This is a genomic window from Kitasatospora sp. McL0602, assembly GCF_052076145.1.
Classification (GTDB): domain Bacteria; phylum Actinomycetota; class Actinomycetes; order Streptomycetales; family Streptomycetaceae; genus Kitasatospora.
This window is the reverse complement of record NZ_CP197246.1, coordinates 5,841,887-5,867,797: the sequence shown is the minus strand read 5'-3', so window position 1 is coordinate 5,867,797 and position 25,911 is coordinate 5,841,887. Positions and strand designations below refer to the sequence as shown.

Here is a 25,911-nt window from a genome sequence, read left to right as displayed (position 1 = left end):
GGGACGGGCACCCTCGGGGCAGACTTCTACGCGCGTCACTGTGCTGACGGTCCGTCTTCTCTGCCCCACGCTGGAGTGTCCATGTCCTTGAACCGTCGTGACTTCGTCACCCGCTCGGCCGCGACCGCGGCCGGTGCCGCCATGGTCGGTGGCCTGCCCCTGGTCACCGCCGCCCCGGCCTCCGCCGTGGAGCCCGACGCGCAGGGCGACCTCCAGGCTGCGTCGCGCAGGCCGGTGAAGGCCGAGTTCACCGTGATGGGCACCACCGACCTGCACGGTCACGGCCTGAACTGGGACTACTTCACCGACGCGGTCTACACCGACAAGGCGAGCAACGCGGTCGGCCTCTCCAAGATCTCGACCCTGGTCAACCAGATCCGCGAGCAGAAGGGGCGTCACCGCACCCTGCTGATCGACGCCGGTGACATCATCCAGGGCACCCAGCTCTCGTACTACTTCGCCCGGGTCGAGCCGATCACGGCCAAGCACCACGCGCCCAAGCACCCGATGGCCGAGGCGATGAACGCCATCGGCTACGACGCGGCGGCGCTGGGCAACCACGAGTTCAACTACGGCATCCCGACGGTCAAGGCCTTCGAGAAGCAGCTGCACTTCCCGCTGCTGGGCGCCAACGCGCTGCACGCCAAGGACGAGAAGCCGGCCTTCAAGCCGTACGTGATCAAGGAGATGCACCTCGGCGGCGGCGGTCGCCCGCTGCGGGTCGGCATCCTGGGTCTGACCAACCCCGGCATCGCGATCTGGGACAAGGCCAACGTCGCCGGCCAGATGATCTTCCCCGGCATCGTCGAGATGGCCGCGAAGTACGTGCCGCGGATGAAGGCCGCCGGCGCCGACGTCGTGATCGTCTCCGCCCACTCCGGCATCGACGAGCCGACCAGCTACGGCGACCAGCTGCCCTACCCCGAGGACGCCTCCGGCGAGATGGCCGAGACCGTGCCGGGCATCGACGCGGTGCTCGTCGGCCACACCCACAAGGAGGTGGCGCAGCGCCTGATCGTCAACAAGCAGACGGGCAAGAACGTCGTGCTCTCCGAGCCGCTCTGCTGGGGCCAGCGCCTGACCTGCTTCGACTTCGAGGTCGAGCACGACAAGGACGGCTGGAAGGTCACCGGCGTCACCTCCCGGGTGCTCAACTCGAACACCGTGGCCGAGGACCCGAAGATCGTGAAGCTCCTCACCGACCAGCACAACAAGGTCGTCGCCTACGTCAACCAGGTCATCGGCACCTGCAAGGTCGACCTCTCGATCGCCGAGGCGCCGTTCAAGGACGTGCCGATCATCGACCTGATCGGCCGGGTCCAGGTCGACGCCGTGAAGGCCGCGCTCGCCTCCACCCAGTACGGCAAGCTGCCGGTGCTGGCCCAGGCCGCGCCGTTCAACCGCACCGCCGACATCCCGGCGGGCAGCGTCAAGCTGCGCGATGCCGCCGGGCTCTACATCTACGAGAACACCCTGGAGGCCCGCATTCTGACGGGTGCCCAGATCAAGGACTACCTGGAGTACTCCGCCAAGTACTTCGCCCAGCTGGCCGTCGGCGCCCCCGTCGACCTCACCAAGCTGACCAACCAGGCGAACACGCCGGACTACAACTACGACTCCGTCTACGGCGTCTCGTACGACATCGACATCTCGCAGCCGGTCGGCTCGCGGATCGTCAACCTCGGCTACGCGGGCAAGCCGATCGACCCGGCGGCGCAGTTCGTGCTGGCCGTCAACAACTACCGGGCCAACGGCGGCGGCAACTTCCCGCACGTCGCGCAGGCCACCAAGGTCTGGTCCAACTCGGACGAGATCCGCAACACCATGATCGCCTGGGTGAAGGCCAAGGGCGTCATCGACCCGGCCGACTTCGCGTCGGTCGACTGGCGTCTGGTGCGGGCGGGCGTGCCGCTCTTCTAGACCCTGCCGGTGTGGAACCGGTCGGCGGCACTGTGCGTCACAGTGCCGCCGATTCGGCTTTCACACACGGGGGTTGACCATGTCACGACGGATCACAGCGGCGCTCGTCCTGCTGCTCGGCGCAGCGCTGGCGGGCTGCGGCAGCCGCACCGGGCCCGCACCTCAGGCGGCTCCGCCGCCGGGGGCGGCCCTTGACCGCGCCGCCGAGGTGGCCCACGCCTGGGACGGCTCGGCGGCGCAGCGGAGCTGGCTCACGGGGTACTACCCGACCGGCCTGCAGGAGTGGCTGCCCTCCGACGTCTTCCACAGTGGCAGCGACAAGGCCGCCTTCTTCAACGGGCTGTTGGACCTGCGCGCGCCCCTCCCGCCCTGGGGCCCGGCCCCCACCGGTCAGGTGGTCTGGCCGGACGGCTCCACGCTCAACCTGCCGCTGCTCACCTCCGACGCCGTCTTCCGCTCGCTGACCGAGGGCAAGCCGCCCTGCCAGGATCGCTGCGGCGACCGCCTCACCGTCACGGCCGTCCGGCCGGGCGTCCGGCAGACGGCCACCAGCCGGGGCGAAGCGACCATCCCGGTCTGGGAGTTCACCATCGCCGGGTACAGCCAGCCCTTCGCCTACCCGGCGGTGGCCCCGCAGGCCACCCTCCCCCAGCCGCCGCAGCCGCACCCCCTGCCGCCCGGCGTGCTCGCGGCCGGCTGGACGGGCGCGGACGGCCTGACCGTCCACGGCATGGTGACGCACGGCGACTGCGACGAGCTGCTGCCCGGTGAGGTGTACGAGACCGACGCCGCCGTGGTGCTCATCGCGCACTCGCGCTCGACCCTCAAGGCCGGGCAGGCGTGCGACGCCGCGGCCAGGTCCGGCCCTGCCGACTTCCACCTCGGCAGGCCGCTCGGCACGCGCACCGTCCTGGACCTGGCGACCGGGCTGCCGCAGACACCGGTGCAGGAGCGCCGCCCCCTGGGGTCTACGCCTCAGCAAGGGTGACTCGGGCCGGCGCGACGCTCTCTCGTTCGAGGGCGAGCAGGAGTGGGACGGCCGTCAGGCTGGCGGCGGCGAGGAAGAGCCAGGGGCACGCCGCGCCCCAGCCGAGGAGGAGGGTGAGGAGGGCGGGGCCGACAGTCTGGCCGAGGGTCCAGGAGAGTTGGTAGACGGCCAGGTAGCGGCCCCGGAGGCCGGGGTGGGCGAGGCTGACGCTGAGCTCCTCGCGGAAGGGGGTCGCGACCGTCTCGGCGAGGTTGTAGACGAGCATCGCGGCGTACAGCCCGGCCATGACGGCCCAGCCGGGGGCGGCTGAGAGCAGGGCGAACAGGCCGAAGGCGAGCGCGTTGAGCAGCGCCCCGGCGACGACCACCCGGATCGGGCGGTGGCGGGAGAGGCGGCGGGCGACGGCGGTCTGGGTGAGCACGACCTGGGCGCTGTTGAGCACCAGCAGCGAGCCCGCCACCCACGCCTGCCGGTGCAGCCCTTCGGTGAGGTAGACGGCGAGCAGCAGGCTGAGCACCAGGGAGGCGAGGACGAAGCTGAGGTTGACGGCGACGAGCAGCAGGTAGCGGCGGTCGCGCAGCACCGTGCGGTAGCTGCCTTCGACGGCGCTGGTGGTGGGTGCGGCGGCCCGGACCGGGGGCTGCCAGGTGGCGAGCAGTGCGGCGGCGACGGCGAAGCTGACGGCGTTGGCGACGACGGTGGCGCGGAGGCCGGTGGTGCCGCCGGTGGCGAGCAGCAGGGCGCCGATCGCGCCGCCGACGGCGAGGCCGCCGTTGCGCAGGGAGCCGACGAGGGCGAACCAGCGTGGCCGGTCGGGGGCTTCGGCGGCGAGGACGACCAGGCCGGTGCTGGCGGTCCAGTAGGCGGCGGTGCCGATCTGGGCGAGGCAGACGACGCCGACGATCTGCCAGGCCTGGCCTGCGGTGAGGAAGGCGGTGTAGGCGAGGGCGGAGAGCAGGTTGGCTGCGGCGGCGACCTGGCGGGCGCCGAGGCGGTCGATGACCGGGCCGGTGAGCAGGGCAGTGGGGAGGGCGAGCAGGCGGCCGAGGCTGATGGCGGCGCCGATCTCGGTGAGGCCGAGGGGGGTGGTGCGGGCGAAGTAGACGACGGTGAAGGCGAGCAGCAGGCCGCTGCCGGTGCTGTCGATGAGGTGGGCGCCCAGCAGGTGACGGCCCCCGGTTCTGGTGATCATGTGTTGATCCTCCGAGCGGGGGCGGCTGCCGCCCAGAGATTTCGTCCTGATGGAATGCTCCCGACTGCCATCAGCGGATTGGGGAGCCGGTGCTGACTCTGGAGTTCTCGGCGCACGACCTGGCGGTGACGCGTTTCGCCTGCTCGCCGCTGTCGGAGGTGACGCACAGCGTCCAGGTGCTGAAGGAGCCGGGCGAGCACGCGGTGCACCTGCCGTGGGTCCGGGAGGTGCGGCCCCGGCTGGCGGGGGTCGGCTTCGAGCTGCTCGCCGCGCTGGTGCCGGTGCCGACGGTCTACACCCCGGATTTCCTCACCCCCGTGCCGGCGGGCTTCGCCCCGGACATCGACCAGGAGCTGGCCCGGCTGGCGGCCACCGACCCGGATCGCGTCCGTACCGAGCTCGACCGGTACGAGGGCGAACTCCCGCCGCTGGTGGCCGAGTTCCGGGACGATCCGGTGGCGGGCCTGGCACGGCTGACGGGCGAGGTGCGGGCGTACTGGGATGCGGCGATCGCGCCGTACTGGCCGCGCATCCTGCGGTTGACGGAGGGCGAGATCCTGCGGCGGGCCCGGCAGATGTCGACGGGCGGGCCGGCCGCGCTCTTCGCCGACCTGCACCCGAGGGTGAGTTGGGAGCGCGGGACGCTGCGGCTGGCGCACCGCTGGTTCCGTGGCGAGCGCAGCCTCGACGGGGAGCGGGGCATCGTGCTCGTCCCGGCGGTCTTCGCCTGGCCCGGCCTGTACTCGCAGACCGCCCCGCCGCACCAGCCGAGCCTGACGTACCCGCCGCGCGGTGTGGCGACGCTCTGGGAGCGGGCGACGCCCGTCCCCGGGGGTCTGGCGGCCGTGCTCGGCGGGGGCCGGGCGCTGCTGCTCACCGAGCTCGGCGCCCCGGCCTCCACCACCGAACTCGCCCAGCGGACGGGCCTGTCCGCCCCGAACGTCTCGCACCACCTGACGGCCCTGACCGGCGCGGGCCTGCTGACCCGCCACCGCGCGGGCCGGACGGTGCTGTACGTGCGCACGGCGGTGGCGGAGGCCCTGCTGGCGGCGGCCTCCGAGGGGTCGTCGTGACGGCTCCGCTGCCGGTCAGCGGGCGCTGCCGAGCTCCCGGTCGGCCTCGGCCCCGGAGAGCAGGAGGGTGGTCTCCTCGATCCGGCGGAACCGGCCGTCGGGGGCGAACTCGCCGAACAGGTAGACCTCCATCCGGACTTGGGCGCCGTCCAGCTTGGTGACCTCGACGGTGTGCCGGTCGGCGTAGCGGGTGCCGTCGGTGAGCTCCTCGTGGACCTCGATGCTGCCCGAGGCCACGAGCTGGCGCAGGTGGGCGATGTGCTCGGTGAACTCGGCCCGGTCGGCCCAGCTGCCGTCGGTGCGCTGGCGGTAGTCGGGGGCGAAGTGCCGGTCGACGGCCTCGGCGAGGTCCGAGCCCGGCGTGAGGAGCAGGTCGGTGAGCGCGGCGGCAATGGTGGTGGTGGCAGGCATGGTCGTCTCCAGACTCCAGGGCAATAAGCGTGCGCGGCGCACGCTTATTGGCACAGTACACCCAGATACGTGCGCGGCGCACGCTACTCTGGGGGCATGGAGAACGAAGTGGGCACGGCCGTCGCCGAGGCACTCGGTGAGCTGCTCAAGCGCAGCCTGCGGGCGGAGCTCTACCGGGGCCTGACCGAGGGGCTCGGCGAGGCCGTCGACGAGGTGACCTACCCCGTGCTCAGCGGCCTGGCCCGGACGGGGCCGTGCAGCGCCGCCGAGCTGGCCACCGAGGTCGACCTGGACCGCTCCGGGGTCAGCCGGCGCGCCTCACGGTTGGAGGCCGCCGGGCTCGTCCGGCGCGAGCCGGACCCGGCGGACGGGCGGTCCGTCCTGCTGACGCTGACCGACGAGGGCACCCGGACGGTCGCGGTGATGCGGCAGCGCCTGGCGCAGCGCATCGAGGAGGCGCTCGGCTCGTGGCCCCGGGACGAGGCGCTGGCCTTCGCGCGCGGCCTGCACCGGTTCGTCAGCGACGGGCCGTTCGGGAACAGTGCCTGACAGCGCGCCGGTGGGGGCCGGGTCCCCCCGGCCCCCACCGAGGCACGACGGATCGTCAGAACGGGAAGCGGCTGCGCTCGTGCTGGATGGAGATCCACTTCTGCGTGGTGAACGCGTCCACCGTGGCATCGCCGTTGAGGCGGCCGACACCCGAGCTCTTCTCGCCGCCGAACGGGACGATCGGCTCGTCGTGGATGGTGCCGTCGTTGATGTGGATCATGCCGGTCTCGATCCGCTGCGCCAGCCGGACGCCGCGCTCGACGTCCCCGGTGTGGACGGCGCCGCTGAGGCCGAACGGGGTGTCGTTGGCGATCCGCACCGCGTCCTCCTCGCCGTCGAACGGCACCAGCAGGACGACCGGGCCGAAGATCTCCCGCCGCAGGATGGCCGCGTCGTCGGGCACGCCGCCGAGCACCACCGGGTCCATCAGGGCACCGACGGTCTGCCCGCGCAGCAGCACCTGGGCGCCCTCCTCGACGGCCTTGTCGACCTGGGAGGTGATCGCGTCGGCCTGGGCCGAGTTGATCAGCGGTCCGATCACGGTGGCCGGGTCGTGCGGGTCGCCGACCTTCAGCGTGGCGACCTTCGCGACGAACTTCTCGGTGAACTCGGCGAGCACGCTGCGGTCGACCAGCACCCGGTTGGCCGCCATGCAGACCTGGCCCTGGTGCGCGAAGCGGCTGAAGACGGCCGCGTCCACCGCGTAGTCGAGGTCGGCGTCGTCCAGCACGATCAGCGCGCTGTTGCCGCCGAGTTCGAGCACCGTCCGCTTGAAGAGCCCGGCGGCGACCTGGGCGACGTGGCGGCCCACCGAGTCCGAGCCGGTGAAGGCGATGACCTTGGGGACGGGGTGCTCGATGAAGGCGTCGCCGATCTCGGCGATGTCGGTGAGCACCACGTTGAGCAGGCCCGCCGGCAGCCCGGCGTCCTCGAAGAGCTTGGCGATCAGCGTGCCGCCGGTGATCGGGGCGTCCTGGTGCGGCTTGAGGACGACGCCGTTGCCGAGCGCCAGCGCGGGCGCGACGGCCTTGAGCGAGAGGAAGAACGGGAAGTTGAACGGGCTGATCACGCCGACCACGCCGACCGGCAGCCGGTAGACCCTGTTCTCCTTGCCGTCCACCGGCGAGGGCAGGATGCGGCCCTCGGCGCGCAGCGAGAGCTGCATCGCCTCGCGCAGCATGTCCTTGCAGAGCGAGATCTCGAACCCGGCCTTGAGGTAGGTGCCGCCGAGCTCGGTGATGATCGTCTCGGTGATCTCGGCCTCGCGCTCCTCGATCAGCCGGAGCACCCGCTCGAAGACCAGCCGCCGGGAGTACGGGTTCTGCCGCCCCCAGGCCTTCTGCATCCGGGCGGCCGCCCGGTACGCCCTGTCCAGCTCGCCGACGGTCGCGACGGTGATCGAGGCCAGCTTCTCGCCGTTGTACGGGTTCAGGTCGACGATGTCCCAGGAGCCGCTGCCGGTGCACCACTGACCGTCGATGTACTGCCGCGACAGTTCCGAGAAGTAGGACATCTGATCCCTTTCACCGAGGGGCGGCACCGCCCCCGAGCAGCTGACGGATCATCATCGTACTGATGTCTCAGAGATCCCGGAGTGCTTCGCGCAGAAGTCCCAGCGTCGCCTCCGGCGACAGGCTGCCGGCCCGCAGGCGGCGCAGCACGGAGTCGTACTCGGCGACCTCGGCGGGCTTGTCGAGGTAGATCGCGGTGGTGAACTGCTCCAGGTAGACCTGGTCGGGCAGGTCGGCGGAGCCGCCGAAGCCCAGCACGGTGAAGGCCCCGCTCTCGGCGGCCAGGCCGCCGACGCCGAGCGGCATCACCAGCAGCGTGAGCCGGGGCAGCGCGGCGAGCTCGATCAGGCGCAGCAGCTGGCGCCGCATCACCTCGGGGCCGCCGCAGGGGCGGCGCAGCGCGGCCTCGTCCATCACGGCGAGCACCTGCGGGCCGGTGGGGGCGTGCAGGATGTGCTGGCGCCGCATCCGGACGGCGACCCGGCGGTCGATCTCCTCGGCGGGGGCGGTGGGGTTGCCGAGCAGGCAGACGGCGCGAGCGTAGTCCTCGGTCTGGAGCAGGCCGTGGATGAACTGCACCTCGTAGCTGCTGATCTCCTTGGCGGCCTCCTCCAGCCCCAGGTAGGTCTGGAACCAGGGCGGTACGACCTCGCCGTACGTCTGCCACCAGGCGGGGGTGTTGGTCTCGCCGACGAGCGACAGCAGGGCGGAGCGCTCGGCCTCCTGGACGACGCCGTAGAGGGTGAGCAGATCGGCGACGTCCCGCTGCTTGAAGCCCACCCGGCCGAGTTCCATCCGGCTGATCTTGGACTCGGAGGCGCGTATCTCGTACCCGGCGTCCTCCCGGGTCACGCCGCTGGCCTCGCGGAGTCTGCGCAGCTGGGTGCCGAGCTGGAGCCGTCGGGCGACCGCGCCGGTGCCGTTCTGTACGCCGCTCATCCGATCAGCCTCCGCCTGCCTGCCTGATACCGCCGCGCGCAGTCTGTCACTTCCCGCCTGCGTCCGGCTAGCAAGAAGTGAGATGTAGCTGACCGTCCGTCACCTGACGGTGCTCAGCCAGGCGCGCCCGGGGCCCGGGTACGGGTACGCGAAGCGGCGCCTGCCCCCAACTTGGTCGGGGAGGGGGCAGACGCCGGAAACCGCATCGGCCCGGCGGCTCTGACGGGTCAGCGGGTGGAGCAGCCGGACGGGGAGCGTCCGGCGGTACCGGTGAGGGTTGGTCAGACCACCAGGGGGCGGTCGGTGGGGCGGATCGGGGCGGGCAGCGCGGTCTTGCCACCGAGGTACCTGTCCACCGCGGCAGCGGCCGAGCGGCCCTCCGCGATGGCCCAGACGATCAGCGACTGGCCACGGCCGGCGTCACCGCACACGTAGACGCCGTCCACGTTGGTGGCGAAGCTGCCGTCCCGGGCGACGTTGCCGCGGGCGTCCAGCTCGACCCCGAGCTGCTCGACGAGGCCGTTCTTCACGTCCGTACCCGTGAAGCCCATGGCCAGCGTGACGAGCTGCGCGGGGATGGCGCGCTCGGTGCCCGGAACGGGCTCGAACCTGCCGTCCCTGAAGACTACCTCGACCAGGTGCAGCTCCTGGACGTTGCCGTCCTCGTCGCCGGTGAAGTGCGTGGTGTTGACGGCATAAACACGCTCGCCGCCCTCCTCGTGCGCGGAGGTCACCTTGTACGTCATCGGCATGGTCGGCCACGGCTGGTTGCCGGGGCGCTCGTCGCTCGGACGCGGCATGATCTCCAGCTGGGTGACGGAGGCCGCCCCCTGCCGCAGGGCCGTGCCGAGGCAGTCGGCGCCGGTGTCGCCGCCGCCGATGACGACGACGTGCTTGCCCTTGGCGCTGATCGGCGGCTCGACGAAGTCGCCCTCCTGCACCTTGTTGGCCAGCGGCAGGTACTCCATCGCCTGGTGGATGCCGCTCAGCCCCCGGCCGGGGACGGGCAGGTCACGGGCGGTCGTCGCACCGGCCGCCACCACCACCGCGTCGAAGCGCTCGCGCAGCTGCTGCCCGGTGATGTCCTCGCCGACGCTGACGCCGGTACGGAAGCGGGTGCCCTCCGCGCGCATCTGCTCGATGCGGCGGTTGATGTGCCGCTTCTCCATCTTGAACTCGGGGATGCCGTACCGCAGCAGGCCGCCGACGCGGTCCGCCCGCTCGTACACCACGACGGTGTGCCCGGCCCGGGTGAGCTGCTGGGCGACGGCGAGGCCGGCCGGGCCGGAGCCGACCACGGCGACGGTCTTGCCGGAGAGGCGCTCGGGGATCTGGGCGGCGACGCCGCCGCGGTCCCACGCCTTGTCGATGATGGTGACCTCGACGTTCTTGATGGTCACCGCGTCCTGGTTGATCCCGAGCACGCACGCCGACTCGCAGGGAGCCGGGCAGAGCCTGCCGGTGAACTCCGGGAAGTTGTTGGTCGCGTGCAGCCGCTCGATCGCGCCGGCCCAGTCGTCCCGGAAGGCGAGGTCGTTCCACTCGGGGATGAGGTTCCCGAGCGGGCAGCCGTTGTGGCAGAACGGGATGCCGCAGTCCATGCACCGGCCGGCCTGCTCGGTGATGATCGGCAGCAGGCTGCGCTCGACGTACACCTCGTTCCAGTCACGGAGCCGGACGTCGACCGGTCGCCGCTCGGCGAGCTGCTTGGGCGTGTTCAGGAAGCCCTTGGGGTCAGCCACGTGCCGCCTCCATCATCTTGCGAGTGATCGCGGTCTCGGTGAGACCGGCGCGCTCAGCGGCGTCCTTGGCGGCGAGCACTGCCTTGTAGTCGGTCGGCATGATCTTGGAGAAGCGGCTGACGCCACCACCCCAGTCCGCCAGGAGCTCGGCGGCGACGGTGGAGCCGGTCTCCTCGTAGTGCTGCTGCACGGTGTCGCGCAGCCACTCGCGGTCGTCGGCGGTCGGGGCCTCGATGCCCACCATGCCGTCGTTCACGTTCGCGGGGCGCAGGTCCAGGACGTACCCGATGCCGCCGGACATGCCCGCTGCCAGGTTGCGGCCGGTCTCGCCGAGGACGACGACCTTGCCGCCGGTCATGTACTCCAGGCCGTGGTCGCCCACGCCCTCGACGACCAGGGTGGCGCCGGAGTTACGGACGGCGAAGCGCTCGCCGGCCTTGCCCCGCAGGTGGATGCGGCCGCCGGTGGCGCCGTAGCCGATGGTGTTGCCCGCGATCACGTGCGCCTGTGCGTCGGCGCCGATGGCCGCCGCCTCACGCGCCGGGCGGACGATCACCACGCCGCCGGAGAGGCCCTTGCCGACGTAGTCGTTGGCGTCGCCCTCCAGGCGCAGCGTGATGCCGCGCGGCAGGAAGGCGCCGAAGGACTGCCCGGCGGAGCCGGTGAAGGTGACGTCGATCGTCCCCTCCGGCAGGCCCTCACCCCGGTAACGCTTGGTCACCTCGTGGCCGAGCATGGTGCCGACGGTGCGGTTGACGTTGCGGATCGGCAGCTGGATGCGGACGGTCTCGCCGCGCTCCAGGGCGTCCTCGGCCAGCGTGATGAGCTGGTTGTCGAGCGCCTTGTCGAGCCCGTGGTCCTGGGTGGTGGTGTTGTGCAGAGCGGCGCCCTCAGGCAGCTCGGGCACGTGGAAGAGCGGTGCCAGGTCGAGCCCGGCGGCCTTCCAGTGGGTGATCGCCTCGGCCGCGTCGATGTGCTCGGCGTGGCCGACGGCCTCCTCGATCGAGCGGAAGCCCAGCTCGGCGAGGATCTCGCGGACCTCCTCGGCGATGAACTCGAAGAAGTTGACGACGAACTCGGGCTTGCCGGAGAAGCGCTCGCGCAGCACCGGGTTCTGGGTGGCCACGCCGACCGGGCAGGTGTCCAGGTGGCAGACGCGCATCATGATGCAGCCGGAGACGACCAGCGGCGCGGTGGCGAAGCCGAACTCCTCGGCGCCGAGCAGCGCGGCGATGACGACGTCGCGGCCGGTCTTGAGCTGACCGTCCGTCTGGACGACGATCCGGTCGCGCAGCCCGTTGAGCAGCAGGGTCTGCTGGGTCTCGGCGAGGCCGAGCTCCCAGGGGCCGCCCGCGTGCTTGAGCGAGGTGAGCGGCGAGGCGCCCGTGCCGCCGTCGTGGCCGGAGACCAGCACGACGTCGGCGTGCGCCTTGCTCACACCCGCCGCGACGGTTCCGACACCGACCTCCGACACCAGCTTCACGTGGATGCGGGCCGCCGGGTTGGCGTTCTTGAGGTCGTGGATCAGCTGAGCCAGGTCCTCGATGGAGTAGATGTCGTGGTGCGGCGGCGGGGAGATCAGGCCGACGCCCGGGGTGGAGTGCCGGGTCTTGGCGACCCACGGGTAGACCTTGTGGCCGGGCAGCTGGCCGCCCTCGCCGGGCTTGGCGCCCTGGGCCATCTTGATCTGGATGTCGTCGGCGTTGACGAGGTACTCGCTGGTGACGCCGAACCGGCCGGAGGCGACCTGCTTGATCGCCGAGCGGCGCTCGGGGTCGTGCAGCCGCTCCGGGTCCTCGCCGCCCTCGCCGGTGTTGGACTTCGCGCCGAGGCGGTTCATCGCGATGGCCAGCGTCTCGTGCGCCTCCATCGAGATGGAGCCGTACGACATGGCGCCGGTGGAGAACCGCTTGACGATCTCGGAGACCGGCTCGACCTCGTCGATCGAGATCGACTCCCGGCCGAGCGCGTCGAAGCGGAACAGGCCGCGCAGCGTCATCAGCCGCTCGGACTGCGAGTTCACCCGCTCGGTGTACTGCTTGAAGATGTCGTAGCGGCGCGAGCGGGTCGAGTGCTGGAGCCGGAAGACGGTGTCCGGGTCGAACAGGTGCGGCTCGCCCTCGCGGCGCCACTGGTACTCGCCGCCGATGTCCAGCGCGCGGTGCGCGGCGGAGATGCCGGAGGCCGGGTACGCCTTGGCGTGGCGGGCGGCCACCTCCTTGGCGATCTCGTCGACGCCGATGCCGCCGAGCTTGGTGGTGGTGCCGGCGAAGTAGGTGTCGACGGTCAGCCGGTCGAGGCCGATGACCTCGAAGACCTGGGCGCCACGGTAGGAGGCGACGGTCGAGATGCCCATCTTGGACATGACCTTGAGCACGCCCTTGCCGAGCGCCTTGATCAGGTTCTTGATGGCCTTCTCGGGCTCGATCCCGGTGAGGAAGGTGCCCTGCGCGACGAGGTCCTCGACGGACTCCATCGCCAGGTACGGGTTGACCGCACCGGCGCCGTAGCCGACCAGCAGCGCGACGTGGTGCACCTCGCGGACGTCACCGGCCTCGACCAGCAGCGACACCTGGGTGCGCTGCTTGGTGCGGATCAGGTGGTGGTGCACGGCGGAGGTGAGCAGCAGCGAGGGGATCGGCGCGTGCTCGGCGTCCGAGTGGCGGTCGGAGAGGACGAGGATGCGGGCGCCGTCGGCGATCGCCGCGTCGGCCTCGGCCGCGATGGCCGTCAGGCGGGCGGCGAGGGCCTCGCCACCGCCGGAGACCTTGTAGAGGCCGGAGAGCGTGACGGCCTTGAGGCCGGACTGGTCGCCGTCGGCGTTGATGTGGATGAGCTTGGCCAGCTCGTCGTTGTCGATCACCGGGAAGGTGATGCTGACGGAGCGGCAGTGCGCGGCGTCGGCGGCCAGCAGGTTGCCCTCGGGGCCGAGGTTGCTCATCAGCGAGGTGACGAGCTCCTCGCGGATGGCGTCCAGCGGCGGGTTGGTGACCTGCGCGAAGAGCTGGATGAAGTAGTCGAAGAGCAGCCGGGGCTTCTCGCTCAAGGCGGCGATCGGCGAGTCGGTGCCCATCGAGCCGAGCGCCTCACCGCCGGACTTCGCCATCGGCGCGAGGATGACCCGCAGCTCCTCCTCGGTGTAGCCGAAGGTCTGCTGACGGCGCGTCACCGAGGCGTGGGTGTGGTGGATGTGCTCGCGCTCGGGCAGCTTGGTGAGCTGGATCTGACCGGCGGCGACCCACTCCTCGTACGGGTGCTCGGCGGCGAGTGCCGACTTGAGCTCCTCGTCCTCGACGATCCGCCCCAGGGCGGTGTCGATCAGGAACATCTTGCCGGGCTGGAGCCGGCCCTTCTTGACGATCTTCTCCTGGTCGATGTCGAGCACGCCGACCTCGGAGGAGAGCACGACGAGCCCGTCCTCGGTGACCCAGTAGCGGGCCGGGCGCAGGCCGTTGCGGTCGAGCACGGCGCCGATCTGGGTGCCGTCGGTGAAGGTCACGCAGGCCGGGCCGTCCCAGGGCTCCATCAGGTTGGAGTGGTACTGGTAGAAGGCGCGGCGGGCGGGCTCCATGGTGGCGTGGTTCTCCCACGCCTCCGGGATCATCATCAGCACCGCGTGCGGCAGCGAGCGGCCGCCGAGGTGGAGCAGCTCCAGCACCTCGTCGAAGGACGCCGAGTCGGAGTGGTCCGGGGTGCAGATCGGGAAGATCCGGCTCAGATCCCCGGGGATGAGGTCGGTGGCGAGCTGGGACTCGCGGGCCGTCATCCAGTTCCGGTTGCCCTTGACGGTGTTGATCTCACCGTTGTGGGCGACGAACCGGTACGGGTGGGCGAGCGGCCAGCTCGGGAAGGTGTTGGTGGAGAAGCGCGAGTGCACCAGCCCGATGGCGGAGGCGTAGAGCCGGTCCGACAGGTCGGGGAAGAAGGGCTCCAGCTGGCCGGTGGTCAGCATGCCCTTGTAGACGATCGTCCGGGCGGAGAGCGAGGGGAAGTACACCCCGGCCTCACGCTCGGCGCGCTTGCGGACGACGAAGGCGACCCGGTCCAGCGCGATGCCGCTGCGGTCGGCGGCGCCGACGAAGAACTGGGTGAAGCGCGGCATCACCGAGCGGGCGGTGGCCCCGAGCAGGTCCGGGGCGACGGGCACCTCGCGCCAGCCGAGGACGGTGAGGCCCTCCTCGGCGGCGATGGCCTCGATCTGCGCGGTCGCGGCCTCGGCGGCGGCGTCCTCGGTCGGGAGGAAGGCGATGCCGACGGCGTACGAGCCCTGGGCGGGCAGCTCGAAGCCGACCTTGGCGCGCAGGAACGCGTCGGGGATCTGCGTCAGGATGCCGGCGCCGTCACCGGAGTCGGCCTCGGCGCCGGTGGCGCCGCGGTGCTCCAGGTTGCGCAGCACGGTCAGCGCCTGCTCGACGATCTTGTGGTCGGCGACGCCGTCCAGTGTGGCGACGAAACCGACACCACAGGCGTCGTGCTCGTTGCGCGGGTCATACAGACCCTGGGCGGCAGGTCGGGCATCCGGCACGAGCGAGTACGGCGGGCGGGCTGCGCCGGCCTGGGGCTCGTTGGCGGAGTGCATGGATGCAGACAGCATCGGCTCTCCCGTCGTCGTCATTGGCATGGTGCTTGTGCAATAGGGACGACGTTGGCCCTCTGCGATTTCGTGCAGGTTACATGATGCCGGAAATCCCGGGAAGTGGAATATGGCGTCCACATCGCGGACGCAATCCCCAGGTCAGCGGGCCTTACCGGCCAGTAACCGCAGCGATGGGAGGCGGACCCTGGCCCGCACACTGCCACCAGTGTGCCCCGGCCCGACAGGGGCGAAACGGGGACGTAATGCCCCGTCCACATATCGAGAACGACCTCACCTGCGAATCGTCTCCGACGACTGACCGGCAGGCACGATTCTGCGGGCCCGTTCCACCTATCGGCGAGGTTAGGCCAGGTCCGCACCCCAGCCCCATGTGCGGAACGTCACGCACCCGAGCGCATAAACATGCGACGTTCTGGGGCATCCCACAAGCCCGTCCGAGTGAACAGCACGCGACCGGCAAGCCCCCGGGGGCGCCACCGCATCAGCCGACGTGCCCGCCGATCAGCAGGCCGAGCAGGTACGTCACACCGGCCGCCGCGCCACCGAGCACCAGCTGCCGCAGCCCGCTGAACCACCAGGCACGGGCCGTCACCCGGGCGACGACCGCGCCGCAGAGGAAGAGGCCGACCAGCGACAGCGCCAGCGCGGGCAGCAGCGAGGTCGCACCCAGCAGGTACGGAAGCAGCGGCAGCAGGGCGCCGAGCGCGAAGCAGAGGAAGGAGGAGCCCGCGGCGACCAGCGGGGAGGGGAGGTCGTGCGGGTCGATGCCGAGCTCCTCGCGGGCGTGGATCGCCAGCGTCTGCTCGGGGTCGGAGGAGAGCTGGCGGGCGACCTCGTGGGCCAGCTCCGGTTCGACACCGCGCGAGACGTACAGCTCGGCCAGCTCGGCCAGCTCGCCGTGCGGGTTGCGCCGCAGCTCCAGCCGCTCGGCCTCGATCTCGGCCTCGACCAGCTCGCGCTGCGAGGCGACGGAGGTGTACTCGCCGGCCGCCATCGAGAACGCACCGGCGGCCAGGCCCGCGAGGCCGGTCAGGATCACGGCGCTGTTGCCGACGTTGCCGCCGACCACGCCCGTCATCAGCGCGAAGTTGGAGACCAGCCCGTCCATCGCACCGAACACGGCGGGCCGCAGCCAGCCGCCGTTCACGTCGCGGTGGTGACCCTCCGCGGGTATGCGGGGCTTGGGCTGCTCGTCGGCAGCGGGCTCGGCGATGGTGGTGCTCACGGTCTTTCGGCCTCCGTCCGGACGTCCCCCTGACCGCAGCCGGGCACGGCGAAAGGCCGTGAGCCGGGCTGCCCGCAGGGCTCTCACACTGTTGAAAATAGCCCGATGAGGTGACACATTCCAGCAAAGTAAGGCTGTCCGAACATTCCTCCGGCCGCCTCCCTTGACACTCGGGAAGGCGGCCGGGGGGCGGAGTATCCGCAGGTCAGGAGGGGTTGGTCGAATCCTGGTCGGTATTCTTCGGAGTCGCCTCGGCGGCCCCGGCGGCAGAACTCCCGATTTTCTCCTCATCGGACTGAATCAGTTCACCGACGTGCACGGCCGGGTCGATCGAGTCCGGCGCCTCCCGCCCCGGGCGCTTCTTCCCGACGATCACCAGGTACGCGACTGCGCCGACGAAGACGAAGATCGCCACCCAGTCGTTGATCCGCAGACCGAACAGGTGGTGCGCCTCGTCGATCCGCAGGTACTCGATCCAGGCCCGGCCCACCGTGTAGGCCGCGACATACAGCGCGAAGACCCGGCCGTGGCCGAGGGTGAACCGGCGGTCGGCCCAGATCACCAGCAGCGCGACGCCGACGCACCAGAGCGACTCGTAGAGGAAGGTCGGCTGGAAGACGCCGTCCACCACGGTGCCGTCCGGCTCGACCTTGTGGATCTTCAGGCCCCAGGGCAGCGTGGTGGCCCTGCCGTACAGCTCCTGGTTGAACCAGTTGCCCCACCGGCCGCAGGCCTGGGCGAGGGCGATCCCGGGGGCGATGGCGTCGGCGTACGCGGGCAGCGGCACACCCCGGCGGCGGGCGCCGATCCAGGCACCGACCGCGCCGAGCGCGATCGCGCCCCAGATGCCGAGGCCGCCCTCCCAGATCTTGAAGGCGTTCCAGGGGTTACGGCCGTCGCCGAAGTACAGCTGGTGGTCGGTGATCACGTGGTAGAGGCGGCCGCCGACCAGGCCGAACGGAACGGCCCAGACGGCGATGTCACCGACGGTGTGCTTGGCGCCGCCACGGGCGACCCAGCGCTTGCTGCCGAGCCAGACGGCCACGACGACACCGATGATGATGCAGAAGGCGTACGCGCGCAGCGGGATCGGCCCCAGGTGAAGGACGCCTCGCGACGGGCTCGGAATGTAAGCGATATCCATGACGGGGTCGACGCTACCCTGCGTGGTCCGGACTCCGGAAGCCGCACCACGCAAGGTCTCCGGTCGCCGGGCTTACGGGGACGGCGGCTTGTTGCTCTCCTCGGCGGTGCTGGTGGGCGCCGGACTGGCCGAGCCGGCGCCCGTGGTGCCGAGCGGCTTGCCCTGGTTCGCCTCGTTGACCCACTTCACGAGGTTCTCCGGGCTGATCTCCTCGTCACCCTTCTTCGGGTAGATCGGGGTGCCGTTCAGCAGGATCGTCGGCGTCGACTTGTAGCTGGACTTGTCGAAGTCCTGCTGCACGGCCGAGACCCAGCCGCTGTACTTGCTGTCGTTGACGCAGGACTCGAAGGTCGGCGAGTCGAGACCGGGCACCTGCTTCGCCAGCCCGATCAGCGTCGCCTTGTTGCTGAAGGCGTCCGAGGTCTCGTCGGGCTGGTTCTTGTAGAGCACGTCGTGGTAGTCGCGGAACTTGCCCGCGTCCTGCGCGCAGGCGAGCGCGTTGGCGCCCACCTTGGAGCCCTTGCCGCCGAGCGAGCGGTCGATGAACGAGACCACGTGGTAGTTGCCGTAGAGCTTGCCCTGGTCCTGCAACTGGTCGATGGTGGGGGCGAACTGGCGCTCGAAGGCACCGCAGGCCGGGCAGCGCGGGTCCTCGTACACGACCAGGGTGGAGGGCGCGTTCGCCGGGCCGTCGGGGATGACGAGGTTCTTCGGGCCGATCGCCCCGGCCGGGGCGGCGACGGGCGTGTCCGGCTTGGAGCGCTGGTTCTGCACCAGGATGCCGGCCGTGACGCCGGCCACGATCACCACGCCCACGATGCCGAAGATCGCCAGCTTCTTGTTCCGCCTGCCGCGCGCCTCCTCGGCCGCCCGGTCCTCCAGCATCCGCTCGCGGGCGGTGCGCTTGCCTTCTCGGTTCTTCTCACTCATTGCTCGGTACGTCCAAGGTGGGGGGCGGGGAGAGGTCGGGGCAGCCGCTCGGGGCCTGGTCAGGCCGCCAGCCAGGCATCGGCCGAGAGCTTCGTCCGGGGCCGGTAGACCAGCCAGGCCGCGAGCAGCAGGAAGCCGGTGTCGCGCAGGATCTCCTGGAGGTACTCGGTCTGCGAGGCGTCGACCGTGCCGCCGCCGCCGAAGCAGCCGCAGTCGATCGAGATGCCGCGTGCCCAGGCCGAGCTGATGCCACCGATAAAGGCGAGCAGCAGCAGGCCGGAGATGACGGCGACGATCCGCGTCCCGAGGCCGACGAGCAGCAGCAGCGCGAGCGCGAGCTCCAGGAAGGGCAGCCCGTACCCGATGGGTTTGACCAGGGCCTCGGGCAGGATCTCGTACGCCCGGACGGCCTGGGCGGCCTCGGCCGGGTCGGAGACCTTCGCCAGCCCGGCCCAGGCCCAGACGACGGCGAGGGCGAGCCGGACGGCCAGCCCGAACCACTCCCCCGCCGGCCCGTCCACCGCACGACGCAGCGACGAGCGCGGCACGGCAGTCTGACCACCGGTCATCGGGACACCCCCACAGTTCACTCAGGCAGTTCACTCAGGTCGCAGCACGAGTCAGCTCACGCTTCTGATGAACCGTAGGGGATGAGTGATGGTTCCTCCACATTCGCGTGTTAAGCCGAATGAGTGAAGGATCTGCTGCCTTGTCCGGTCTGTCCCGCTCGCTCAGTGCCTGGCGGCCGCACACCGGCCGGCCGTGCGGAGCGTGATCAGCGCGGGCCGCCCGTCCACCTGCGACCGGTCCGCCCGCACCGCCGAAGCCATCCGGGACGCCTCGCTGCACACGTGCGCGTCCCGCTCCGCGCGCTCCACACCCCGCCTGGCCAGAGCGTGCCCCACCGTCGCCTCCGCGCCGAGCGCCGCACTGAGCGCCAGGGCGGCGGCCGCCGCACGCAGGACGACGGATCGTTGGAGGCCGGGCACCGGCGGCTCCTTCGGTAGGGATGGTTGGAACAGCACACGAACCATGCCGAGGCAGTGGCCCACCTCAACTCGTCCCTCCACTCAACGCCGGTCAACCCCCACCGATGCGTCAGGCCCCAACTCTTCACCCGAACGGGTGCAGCAGGCATGACGGGCTGACAGAAACACAACAGGGGCGCGCGACCCGGATCGGGCCGCACGCCCCTGGAGGCTCAACGGTTGCGTGGGCTACTTCCGGCGGACGCCTTCCGCGAGCTCGGCGGCGAGCGAGCGGACCGCGGCGAGCCCGGCGGCTTCGTCGCCCGCCGCGTCCAGGATGCGCTGGACGAACGCCGAGCCGACGATCACGCCGTCGGCGAAGCCCGCCACCTGGGCGGCCTGGGCGGCGGAGGAGACCCCGAGGCCGACGCAGACCGGCAGGTCGGTGGTGGCGCGGGTGCGGGCGACCAGGTCCTCGGCCATCGTGCCGACGGCCGCGCGGGTGCCCGTCACGCCCATCACGGCGGCCGCGTAGACGAAGCCGCTACCCGCTGCCGTGACCTCGGCGAGGCGCTTGTCCTGGCTGCTCGGGGCGACCACGAAGACGGTGTCGAGGCCGTGCTCGCCCGCCGCCTTGCGCCACTCCTCGGACTCCTCCACCGGCAGGTCCGGCAGGATGCAGCCGACGCCCCCGGCGGCCGCCAGGTCGGCGGCGAAGCGGGCGACGCCGTAGCGGTCGACCGGGTTCCAGTACGTCATCACCAGCACGGCGGCGGCCGGGTGTGCCTCGGCCACCTCCTGCACGGTGCGCAGCACGTCCTTGATCCGGACGCCGCCGCGCAGCGCGATGTCGTCGGCGGTCTGGATGGTCGGGCCGTCCAGCACCGGGTCGGAGTGCGGCAGGCCGATCTCGACGACGTCGCAGCCGCCCTCGATCAGCGCCTTGGCGGCCGCGATGCCGCCGTCCACCGACGGGAAGCCGGCCGGGAGGTAACCGACCAGGGCCGCCCGGCCCTCCGCCTTCGCGGCGGCGAGGATCTCGCTGAGCTTGGAAGCCATGGTCACTTCCCTCCGTCGGTGTCGGTGTTGTTGTCGGCGTCGTACAGGTTGAAGTACTCGGCGGCGGTGTGCATGTCCTTGTCGCCACGGCCGGAGAGCGAGACCAGGATGACCGCCTCCGGGCCCAGCTCGCGGCCCAGCTCCAGGGCCCCGGCCAGCGCGTGGGCGCTCTCGATCGCCGGGATGATGCCCTCGGTGCGCGAGAGCAGGCGCAGCGCCTGCATCGCCTGGTCATCGGTGACCGGGCGGTACTCCGCCCGGCCGGTGTCCTTCAGCCAGGCGTGCTCGGGGCCGACCCCGGGGTAGTCCAGACCGGCGGAGATCGAGTGCGACTCGATGGTCTGGCCGTCCTCGTCCTGGAGCACGTACGTCCGGGAGCCGTGCAGCACGCCCGGGTCGCCCTTGGTGAGGGTGGCCGCGTGCTTCGGGGTCTCCGCGCCCTCGCCGGCCGCCTCGCAGCCGATCAGGCGCACGCCCGCGTCCGGGATGAACTCGTGGAAGATGCCCATCGCGTTGGAGCCGCCGCCGACGCAGGCGACGACCGCGTCCGGCAGCTTGCCGGTGCGCTCGAGGACCTGCTCGCGGGCCTCGATGCCGATCACGCGGTGGAAGTCGCGGACCATCATCGGGAAGGGGTGCGGGCCGGCGACCGTGCCGAACAGGTAGTGGGTGGAGTCGACGTTGGCGACCCAGTCGCGGAACGCCTCGTTGATGGCGTCCTTGAGGGTGCGGCTGCCGGACTTCACGGCGATGACCTCGGCGCCGAGCATCCGCATCCGGGCGACGTTGAGCGCCTGGCGCTCGGTGTCGACCTCACCCATGTAGATGGTGCAGTCGAAGCCGAAGAGCGCGCAGGCGGTGGCGGTGGCCACGCCGTGCTGCCCGGCGCCGGTCTCGGCGATGATCCGGGTCTTGCCCATCCGGCGGGTCAGCAGGGCCTGGCCCAGCACGTTGTTGATCTTGTGCGAGCCGGTGTGGTTGAGGTCCTCGCGCTTGAGCAGCACGCGCGCGCCGCCCGCCTGGGCGGAGAACCGGTGCACGTCGGTCAGCGGGCTCGGGCGCCCGGTGTAGTCCTTGAGCAGGGCGTCCAGCTCGGCGGCGAACGCCGGGTCGGCCTTGGCCTTCTCGTACTCCTCGGCGACCTGCTCGACGGCGGCGACCAGCGCCTCCGGGATGAAGCGGCCGCCGTACGCGCCGAAGTAGCCCCGGGCGTCGGGGACTTGGGTGCCGGGCTGGTAATCGTTCTCGGACATGGCAGTAGTCCTCGGGGTGTCGTCAAAAATGGCTCAGGTTACTCGGAACGGCTCTCTCAGCCGTGAGTCCTGCGCCATCGACTCCCCTGCACCTGACCGGGCTCGCACCCGATCACGTAACGCACCCGCCGCCCCAGCACCCGGCGTGCGGGTGCACGGCAGCCGCGCGGGCGGCAGCCTGGAGCGAGTCGGGTGGTCAGTGACATGGCGGTGGGTCAGCCCCGCCCGTTGTTGCGCAGCGCCGGGTGGGCACCGGCGGCCACCAGGTCGGCCACGGCCGCCTTCGGGTCCTTGCCGGTCACCAGCGACTCGCCGACCAGCACCGCGTCGGCGCCGAGGTTGGCGTACGCGATCAGGTCGTGCGGGCCGCGCACACCGGATTCGGCGACCTTCACGACGTGGGCCGGGATGGCGTCCACGACGTTGCCGAAGGTGTTGCGGTCCACCTCGAGGGTCTTGAGGTTACGGGCGTTGACGCCGATGATCCGCGCCCCCGCGTCCACCGCGCGGGCGATCTCCTCCTCGTCGTGCACCTCGACCAGCGGGGTCAGCCCGATCGACTCGGCCCGCTCGATCAGCGAGACGAGGGCCGGCTGGTCCAGCGCGGCGACGATCAGCAGCGCCAGGTCGGCGCCGTGGGCACGGGCCTCCCAGAGCTGGTAGGCGGTGACGATGAAGTCCTTGCGCAGCAGCGGGGTGTCCACTGCCGCCCGGACGGCGTCGAAGTCGGCGAGCGAACCGCCGAAGCGGCGCTGCTCGGTCAGCACGCTGATCGCGGCGGCACCACCGGCCGCGTAGTCCAGCGCCAGGGCTGCCGGGTCTGCGATCGCTGCCAGCGCACCCTTCGAGGGGCTGGAGCGCTTGACCTCGCAGATCACCCGGACACTGTCGCCGCGCAGCGCGGCCACACCGTCCTTGGCATCGGGTGCCTTGGCCGCCAGCTCCTTGAGCTCGTCCAGGGAGATCCGGGCCTGCCGCTCGGCGAGGTCCGCACGGACCCCGTCGATGATCTCGTCGAGCACACTCACGCGGGCGCCCCCATCATTCTGCTAGGCATTCGGCCAGCCAAAGGGTGCGGTTCGCACAGGATCCGTGAGGATGCCATGCACCCACGCCCCCGTCGGCACTTCGATGGTATCGGGCGCGGGGGGCGCACAGCGCATCCGGTAGGCGCGCGTCTCGCGGAGCGGACCCCTTGGGGGCGTACGGATGCGCCCGGCGCGCGGCCCGGCTCGGTGCGCTCACACCACCGGTGGCGCCAGTCCGGCGCCCGCCGGGAGGTTCCGGAAGATCATGAAGAGGGCCAGGACGAGCACCAGCAACGCGGCCTGGCGGGCCCCGAACCGCGGCCTGGGGAGCTCCCCGTTGGTCAGCGCGGCCCAGAACCAGCGCACCCAGAACATCGCCGTCACCCCCGCCAGCAGCAGCACCAGCACGTTGTCGTGCCCCGCCGCGCCGAGCTGCCCGTGCGTCAGCGCGTGCACCGCCCGGAGCCCCCCGCACCCCGGGCACCACCAACCGGTCGCCTGGAGCACCGGGCAGGTCGGGTAGTGGCCGGGCGCGTTCGGGTCCACCGCCGCGACGTACAGCGTCGGGACACCGACCGCCACCAGCGCGGCCAGCGGACGGCCGATCCGTCGCAGGGTGGACACGGGAGCCGGTGCGGCCGGCGCGGGAACGTTCACCCTGCCGATTCTGCCCGGCGGCGCAGCCGTCACACCGCCGCCACGGACGGCGGCGTGGCGCGTACGCACACGGAGAAAGCAGCAGGGGCGCGAGGAACGGCGCAACCGGCCCGGTACAACTCGGGCGGTTGCGCGCGCGGTTCCTCGCGCCCCTGCTGCGGACTGCCTACAGACCCTGTGCGCGGGTCACACCGAGACGGCGGTCTGCTTCTCCACGGAGACGACGGCGTGATGGTGGGTGGCGGGCTGCTTGCCCATGCCGGCCATCGACATCGCCTTGCCGACGACACCGCCGAGCAGGATGACGGCCATGCCCACCCAGAAGAGCCAGACCATGGGGAGGATCATGGCGACGCCGCCCACACAGAAACCGATGAACGTGATGGTCACGCCCGTCCACGCGGCGGGGTTGTGACCGTGCGATGCTGCCGCCATTTGACGATGCTCCTTGGTTCTACGGGGACCGGCCGAGCCTGCGGGAGGCGCTCGGCGGGTTGACGTATCCCATTGTGCCCGCCTCGGGTCGAGGACCCCAAGCGGGGTCGGACCTCAACCGGTGGGATCTTCGCCACGGTCGAGGGCCTGCCACAGCTCGGCGGGGGTGCCCCGGTCCGCCACGGCCCGCTGCCGCGCCGTGGCCTTCCGGGTCGGCGCGTCGTACCTGGCGCCCATCGCCGGCCAGCCCCGGCCCGACAGAACCGTCAGCAGACCGGCCAGCGCGAACAGCAGCCCGCCCAGCACCGCCACCCAGGGCCAGGCCGTCCGGCTGACCTGCTCCGCCTGCGCACTGACCAGCGCGAGCTTGCGGCCCGCCTCCGCGTCCAGCGCAGCGGTGTCGAACGCCCCGGCGGCGGCCGCCGCAGCCGTCCCGAGCCCGGCCAGCAGGGTCAGCGCCCCCACCGCGAGGCGGCCCGCACCACGGACCGCGAACACCGCGACCGCCGCCGCGAGGGCGACCAGCGCCAGCCCGCCCGGCAGCCCCGACACCGCGCTCCCCGACACGCTCAGCTCCAGCTGCCCGCCGACCCGCCCCTCGGCCCACGTACGCCCCACCGCCGTCAGCACCAGCAGCGCGCCCAGCGCCGTCAGCAGCAGCATCAGCCCCAGACTGCGGCGGGCACCGGACTGGTCACTGCGGGGCGAAGAAGGCATCTCAGTCACCCCAGAACCATACGCAGGCTGACGGAACCGACCGGCCCCAGGGGCCGCAGGTGGCGACCGTCAGCGCAGCGTGTTGGCCGCCGCGACCGCCCGGAGGACCGCTGCGGCCTTGTTGCGGCACTCCGTGTCCTCGCTGTGCGGATCGGAGTCGGCCACGACGCCTGCGCCGGCCTGCACGTAGGCGGTGCCGTCGCGGAGGACCGCCGTGCGGATCGCGATCGCGGTGTCGGAGTCCCCCGCGAAGTCGAGGTAGCCGACGCAGCCGCCGTAGAGGCCTCGGCGGGTCGGCTCCAGCTCCTCGATGATCTGCATCGCCCGCGGCTTCGGGGCGCCCGAGAGCGTCCCGGCGGGGAAGCAGGCGGTGAGCACGTCGAAGGCCGTCCGGCCCTCGGCGACCCGGCCGGTCACCGTGGAGACGATGTGCATGACGTGGCTGTAGCGCTCGATCGACATGAAGTCGACGACCTCCACCGAGCCCGGCTCGCAGACCCGGCCGAGGTCGTTGCGGCCGAGGTCGACGAGCATCAGGTGCTCGGCCCGCTCCTTCGGGTCGGCGAGCAGCTCGGCGGCCAGGTCGGCGTCCTCCTGCGGGGTGGTGCCCCGGTGCCGGGTGCCCGCGATGGGGTGCACCATGGCCTGCCCCTCGGAGACCTTCACCAGCGCCTCGGGGCTGGAGCCGACCACGTCGAAGCCGCCGTGCTCGGTGCCGTCCGGGCCGGGGAAGCGGAAGAGGTACATGTACGGGCTGGGGTTGGTGGTGCGCAGCACCCGGTACACGTCGAGGGCGCTGGCAGGGCACGGCGCCTCGAAGCGCTGCGAGGGGACGACCTGGAAGGCCTCGCCCGCACGGATCCGCTCCTTGATCTCCTCGACCACGGCCCGGTACGGCGCGCCGCCGAACGGCGAGTGGGCGTCGACGTCGGTGGGCGTGAAGGTGGCGAGGCCCGGGTCGACCGGGCGGCGCAGGTCCGCCTCCATCGCGTCGAGGCGGGTGACGGCGTCCGCGTACGCCTCGTCGACGCCGCTCACCAGGTCGTTGTGGTTGACCGCGTTGGCGATCAGCACGACCGAGCCGTCGGCGTGGTCGAGCACGGCGAGGTCGGTGGCCAGCAGCATCGTCAGCTCGGGCAGCTTCAGGTCGTCCGGCGTGAGGTTCGGCAGCTTCTCCAGGCGGCGGACGATGTCGTAGCCGAGGTAGCCGACCAGGCCGCCGGTGAGCGGCGGCAGGCCGTCGTCGGTGTGGCGCGGGGTGTGCAGGGCGGCGAGGGTCGCCCGCAGCACCTCCAGCGGGTCGCCGCCGGTGGGGATGCCGACCGGCGGGGCGCCGTGCCAGCGGGCGTTGCCCTCGGGGTCGACGGTGAGGGTGGCGCCGCTGCGGACTCCGACGAAGGAGTACCGCGACCAGCTGCCCTGCTCGGCCGACTCCAGCAGGAAGGTGCCGGGGCGTTCGGCGGCCAGGCTGCGGTAGAGGCCGATGGGGGTGAGGCCGTCCGCGAGGAGCCGGCGGGTGACCGGGATGACCCGGGTGTCTACGGCGAGCTTGCGGAAGGCCTCAAGATCCATG

Annotated in this window: 23 protein-coding genes; 4 read left to right on the top strand and 19 right to left on the bottom strand. The window is 71.6% G+C overall.

Features of this window, described 5'->3' with window-relative positions; translation table 11 throughout:
- Positions 1-81 precede the first annotated feature (81 nt).
- The gene (locus ACR68M_RS26635) at positions 82-1,920 is read left to right on the top strand and encodes a bifunctional metallophosphatase/5'-nucleotidase (protein WP_441246657.1); all 1,839 of its coding nucleotides are present in this window, start codon (positions 82-84) and stop codon (positions 1,918-1,920) included.
- A gap of 79 nt (positions 1,921-1,999) precedes the next feature.
- On the top strand, positions 2,000-2,908 hold the full coding sequence (locus tag ACR68M_RS26630; protein ID WP_441246656.1) for a hypothetical protein: 909 nt from the start codon (positions 2,000-2,002) through the stop codon (positions 2,906-2,908).
- Here the strand turns inward: ACR68M_RS26630 and ACR68M_RS26625 are convergent.
- A complete protein-coding gene (locus ACR68M_RS26625) occupies positions 2,889-4,100 on the bottom strand; it encodes an MFS transporter (RefSeq protein ID WP_441246655.1) in 1,212 nt (403 codons plus the stop codon). The two genes, ACR68M_RS26630 and ACR68M_RS26625, sit on opposite strands and share 20 nt — an antisense overlap.
- Positions 4,101-4,189: 89 nt before the next feature.
- On the opposite strand from ACR68M_RS26625, the gene ACR68M_RS26620 reads away from it, so the two are divergent.
- A complete protein-coding gene (locus ACR68M_RS26620) occupies positions 4,190-5,173 on the top strand; it encodes a helix-turn-helix domain-containing protein (protein ID WP_441246654.1) in 984 nt (327 codons plus the stop codon).
- 15 nt (positions 5,174-5,188) lie between these two features.
- On the opposite strand, the gene ACR68M_RS26615 is transcribed toward ACR68M_RS26620, so the two are convergent.
- On the bottom strand, positions 5,189-5,584 hold the full coding sequence (locus ACR68M_RS26615; RefSeq protein WP_441246653.1) for a nuclear transport factor 2 family protein: 396 nt from the start codon (positions 5,582-5,584) through the stop codon (positions 5,189-5,191).
- A 96-nt stretch (positions 5,585-5,680) separates the two neighbouring features.
- Here ACR68M_RS26615 and ACR68M_RS26610 point away from each other — a divergent pair, with 96 nt between their 5' ends.
- On the top strand, positions 5,681-6,133 hold the full coding sequence (locus tag ACR68M_RS26610) for a MarR family winged helix-turn-helix transcriptional regulator (RefSeq protein ID WP_441246652.1): 453 nt from the start codon (positions 5,681-5,683) through the stop codon (positions 6,131-6,133).
- A gap of 55 nt (positions 6,134-6,188) precedes the next feature.
- Here the strand turns inward: ACR68M_RS26610 and ACR68M_RS26605 are convergent, their stop codons facing one another.
- The 17 genes from ACR68M_RS26605 to ACR68M_RS26525 all read right to left on the bottom strand — a co-directional run bounded on the left by ACR68M_RS26605 (position 6,189) and on the right by ACR68M_RS26525 (position 25,910).
- A complete protein-coding gene (locus ACR68M_RS26605; RefSeq protein ID WP_441246651.1) occupies positions 6,189-7,646 on the bottom strand; it encodes an aldehyde dehydrogenase family protein in 1,458 nt (485 codons plus the stop codon).
- A 67-nt stretch (positions 7,647-7,713) separates the two neighbouring features.
- Positions 7,714-8,583 carry a helix-turn-helix domain-containing protein gene (locus ACR68M_RS26600; protein ID WP_441246650.1) on the bottom strand — a complete coding sequence of 290 codons (870 nt, stop codon included), beginning with the start codon at positions 8,581-8,583 and terminating at the stop codon, positions 7,714-7,716.
- 281 nt (positions 8,584-8,864) lie between these two features.
- A complete protein-coding gene (locus tag ACR68M_RS26595) occupies positions 8,865-10,325 on the bottom strand; it encodes a glutamate synthase subunit beta (protein WP_441246649.1) in 1,461 nt (486 codons plus the stop codon).
- The gene (gene gltB, locus ACR68M_RS26590; RefSeq protein WP_441251723.1) at positions 10,318-14,904 is read right to left on the bottom strand and encodes a glutamate synthase large subunit; all 4,587 of its coding nucleotides are present in this window, start codon (positions 14,902-14,904) and stop codon (positions 10,318-10,320) included. Before gltB ends, ACR68M_RS26595 begins: the two co-directional genes overlap by 8 nt.
- Positions 14,905-15,403: 499 nt before the next feature.
- The gene (locus ACR68M_RS26585) at positions 15,404-16,135 is read right to left on the bottom strand and encodes a VIT1/CCC1 transporter family protein (RefSeq protein WP_441251722.1); all 732 of its coding nucleotides are present in this window, start codon (positions 16,133-16,135) and stop codon (positions 15,404-15,406) included.
- Between the two features lie 217 nt (positions 16,136-16,352).
- Positions 16,353-17,291 (bottom strand): prolipoprotein diacylglyceryl transferase, encoded by a 939-nt coding sequence (lgt, locus tag ACR68M_RS26580; RefSeq protein WP_441246648.1) that lies wholly within the window; start codon positions 17,289-17,291, stop codon positions 16,353-16,355.
- A 72-nt stretch (positions 17,292-17,363) separates the two neighbouring features.
- Complete coding sequence (locus tag ACR68M_RS26575; RefSeq protein ID WP_441246647.1) at positions 17,364-18,221, bottom strand: DsbA family protein; 858 nt, start codon at positions 18,219-18,221, stop codon at positions 17,364-17,366.
- A gap of 59 nt (positions 18,222-18,280) precedes the next feature.
- A complete protein-coding gene (locus tag ACR68M_RS26570) occupies positions 18,281-18,790 on the bottom strand; it encodes a MauE/DoxX family redox-associated membrane protein (protein ID WP_441246646.1) in 510 nt (169 codons plus the stop codon).
- Positions 18,791-18,952: 162 nt separating this feature from the next.
- Positions 18,953-19,210 (bottom strand): hypothetical protein, encoded by a 258-nt coding sequence (locus ACR68M_RS26565; RefSeq protein WP_441246645.1) that lies wholly within the window; start codon positions 19,208-19,210, stop codon positions 18,953-18,955.
- Positions 19,211-19,438: 228 nt separating this feature from the next.
- On the bottom strand, positions 19,439-20,248 hold the full coding sequence (trpA, locus tag ACR68M_RS26560; RefSeq protein ID WP_441246644.1) for a tryptophan synthase subunit alpha: 810 nt from the start codon (positions 20,246-20,248) through the stop codon (positions 19,439-19,441).
- Positions 20,249-20,250: 2 nt separating this feature from the next.
- Positions 20,251-21,501 (bottom strand): tryptophan synthase subunit beta, encoded by a 1,251-nt coding sequence (gene trpB, locus ACR68M_RS26555; RefSeq protein ID WP_441246643.1) that lies wholly within the window; start codon positions 21,499-21,501, stop codon positions 20,251-20,253.
- A gap of 56 nt (positions 21,502-21,557) precedes the next feature.
- Complete coding sequence (gene trpM / locus ACR68M_RS26550) at positions 21,558-21,707, bottom strand: tryptophan biosynthesis modulator TrpM (RefSeq protein WP_441246642.1); 150 nt, start codon at positions 21,705-21,707, stop codon at positions 21,558-21,560.
- A 9-nt stretch (positions 21,708-21,716) separates the two neighbouring features.
- Positions 21,717-22,529, bottom strand: coding sequence for an indole-3-glycerol phosphate synthase TrpC (gene trpC, locus ACR68M_RS26545; protein ID WP_441246641.1), 813 nt, complete (start codon positions 22,527-22,529; stop codon positions 21,717-21,719).
- A gap of 213 nt (positions 22,530-22,742) precedes the next feature.
- Positions 22,743-23,186, bottom strand: coding sequence for a DUF2752 domain-containing protein (locus ACR68M_RS26540; RefSeq protein ID WP_441246640.1), 444 nt, complete (start codon positions 23,184-23,186; stop codon positions 22,743-22,745).
- 186 nt (positions 23,187-23,372) lie between these two features.
- The gene (locus ACR68M_RS26535) at positions 23,373-23,621 is read right to left on the bottom strand and encodes an HGxxPAAW family protein (RefSeq protein ID WP_441246639.1); all 249 of its coding nucleotides are present in this window, start codon (positions 23,619-23,621) and stop codon (positions 23,373-23,375) included.
- A 114-nt stretch (positions 23,622-23,735) separates the two neighbouring features.
- Positions 23,736-24,338 (bottom strand): TIGR02234 family membrane protein, encoded by a 603-nt coding sequence (locus tag ACR68M_RS26530; protein ID WP_441246638.1) that lies wholly within the window; start codon positions 24,336-24,338, stop codon positions 23,736-23,738.
- Positions 24,339-24,407: 69 nt separating this feature from the next.
- The gene (locus tag ACR68M_RS26525; RefSeq protein WP_441246637.1) at positions 24,408-25,910 is read right to left on the bottom strand and encodes an anthranilate synthase component I; all 1,503 of its coding nucleotides are present in this window, start codon (positions 25,908-25,910) and stop codon (positions 24,408-24,410) included.
- Position 25,911: the final 1 nt, after the last annotated feature.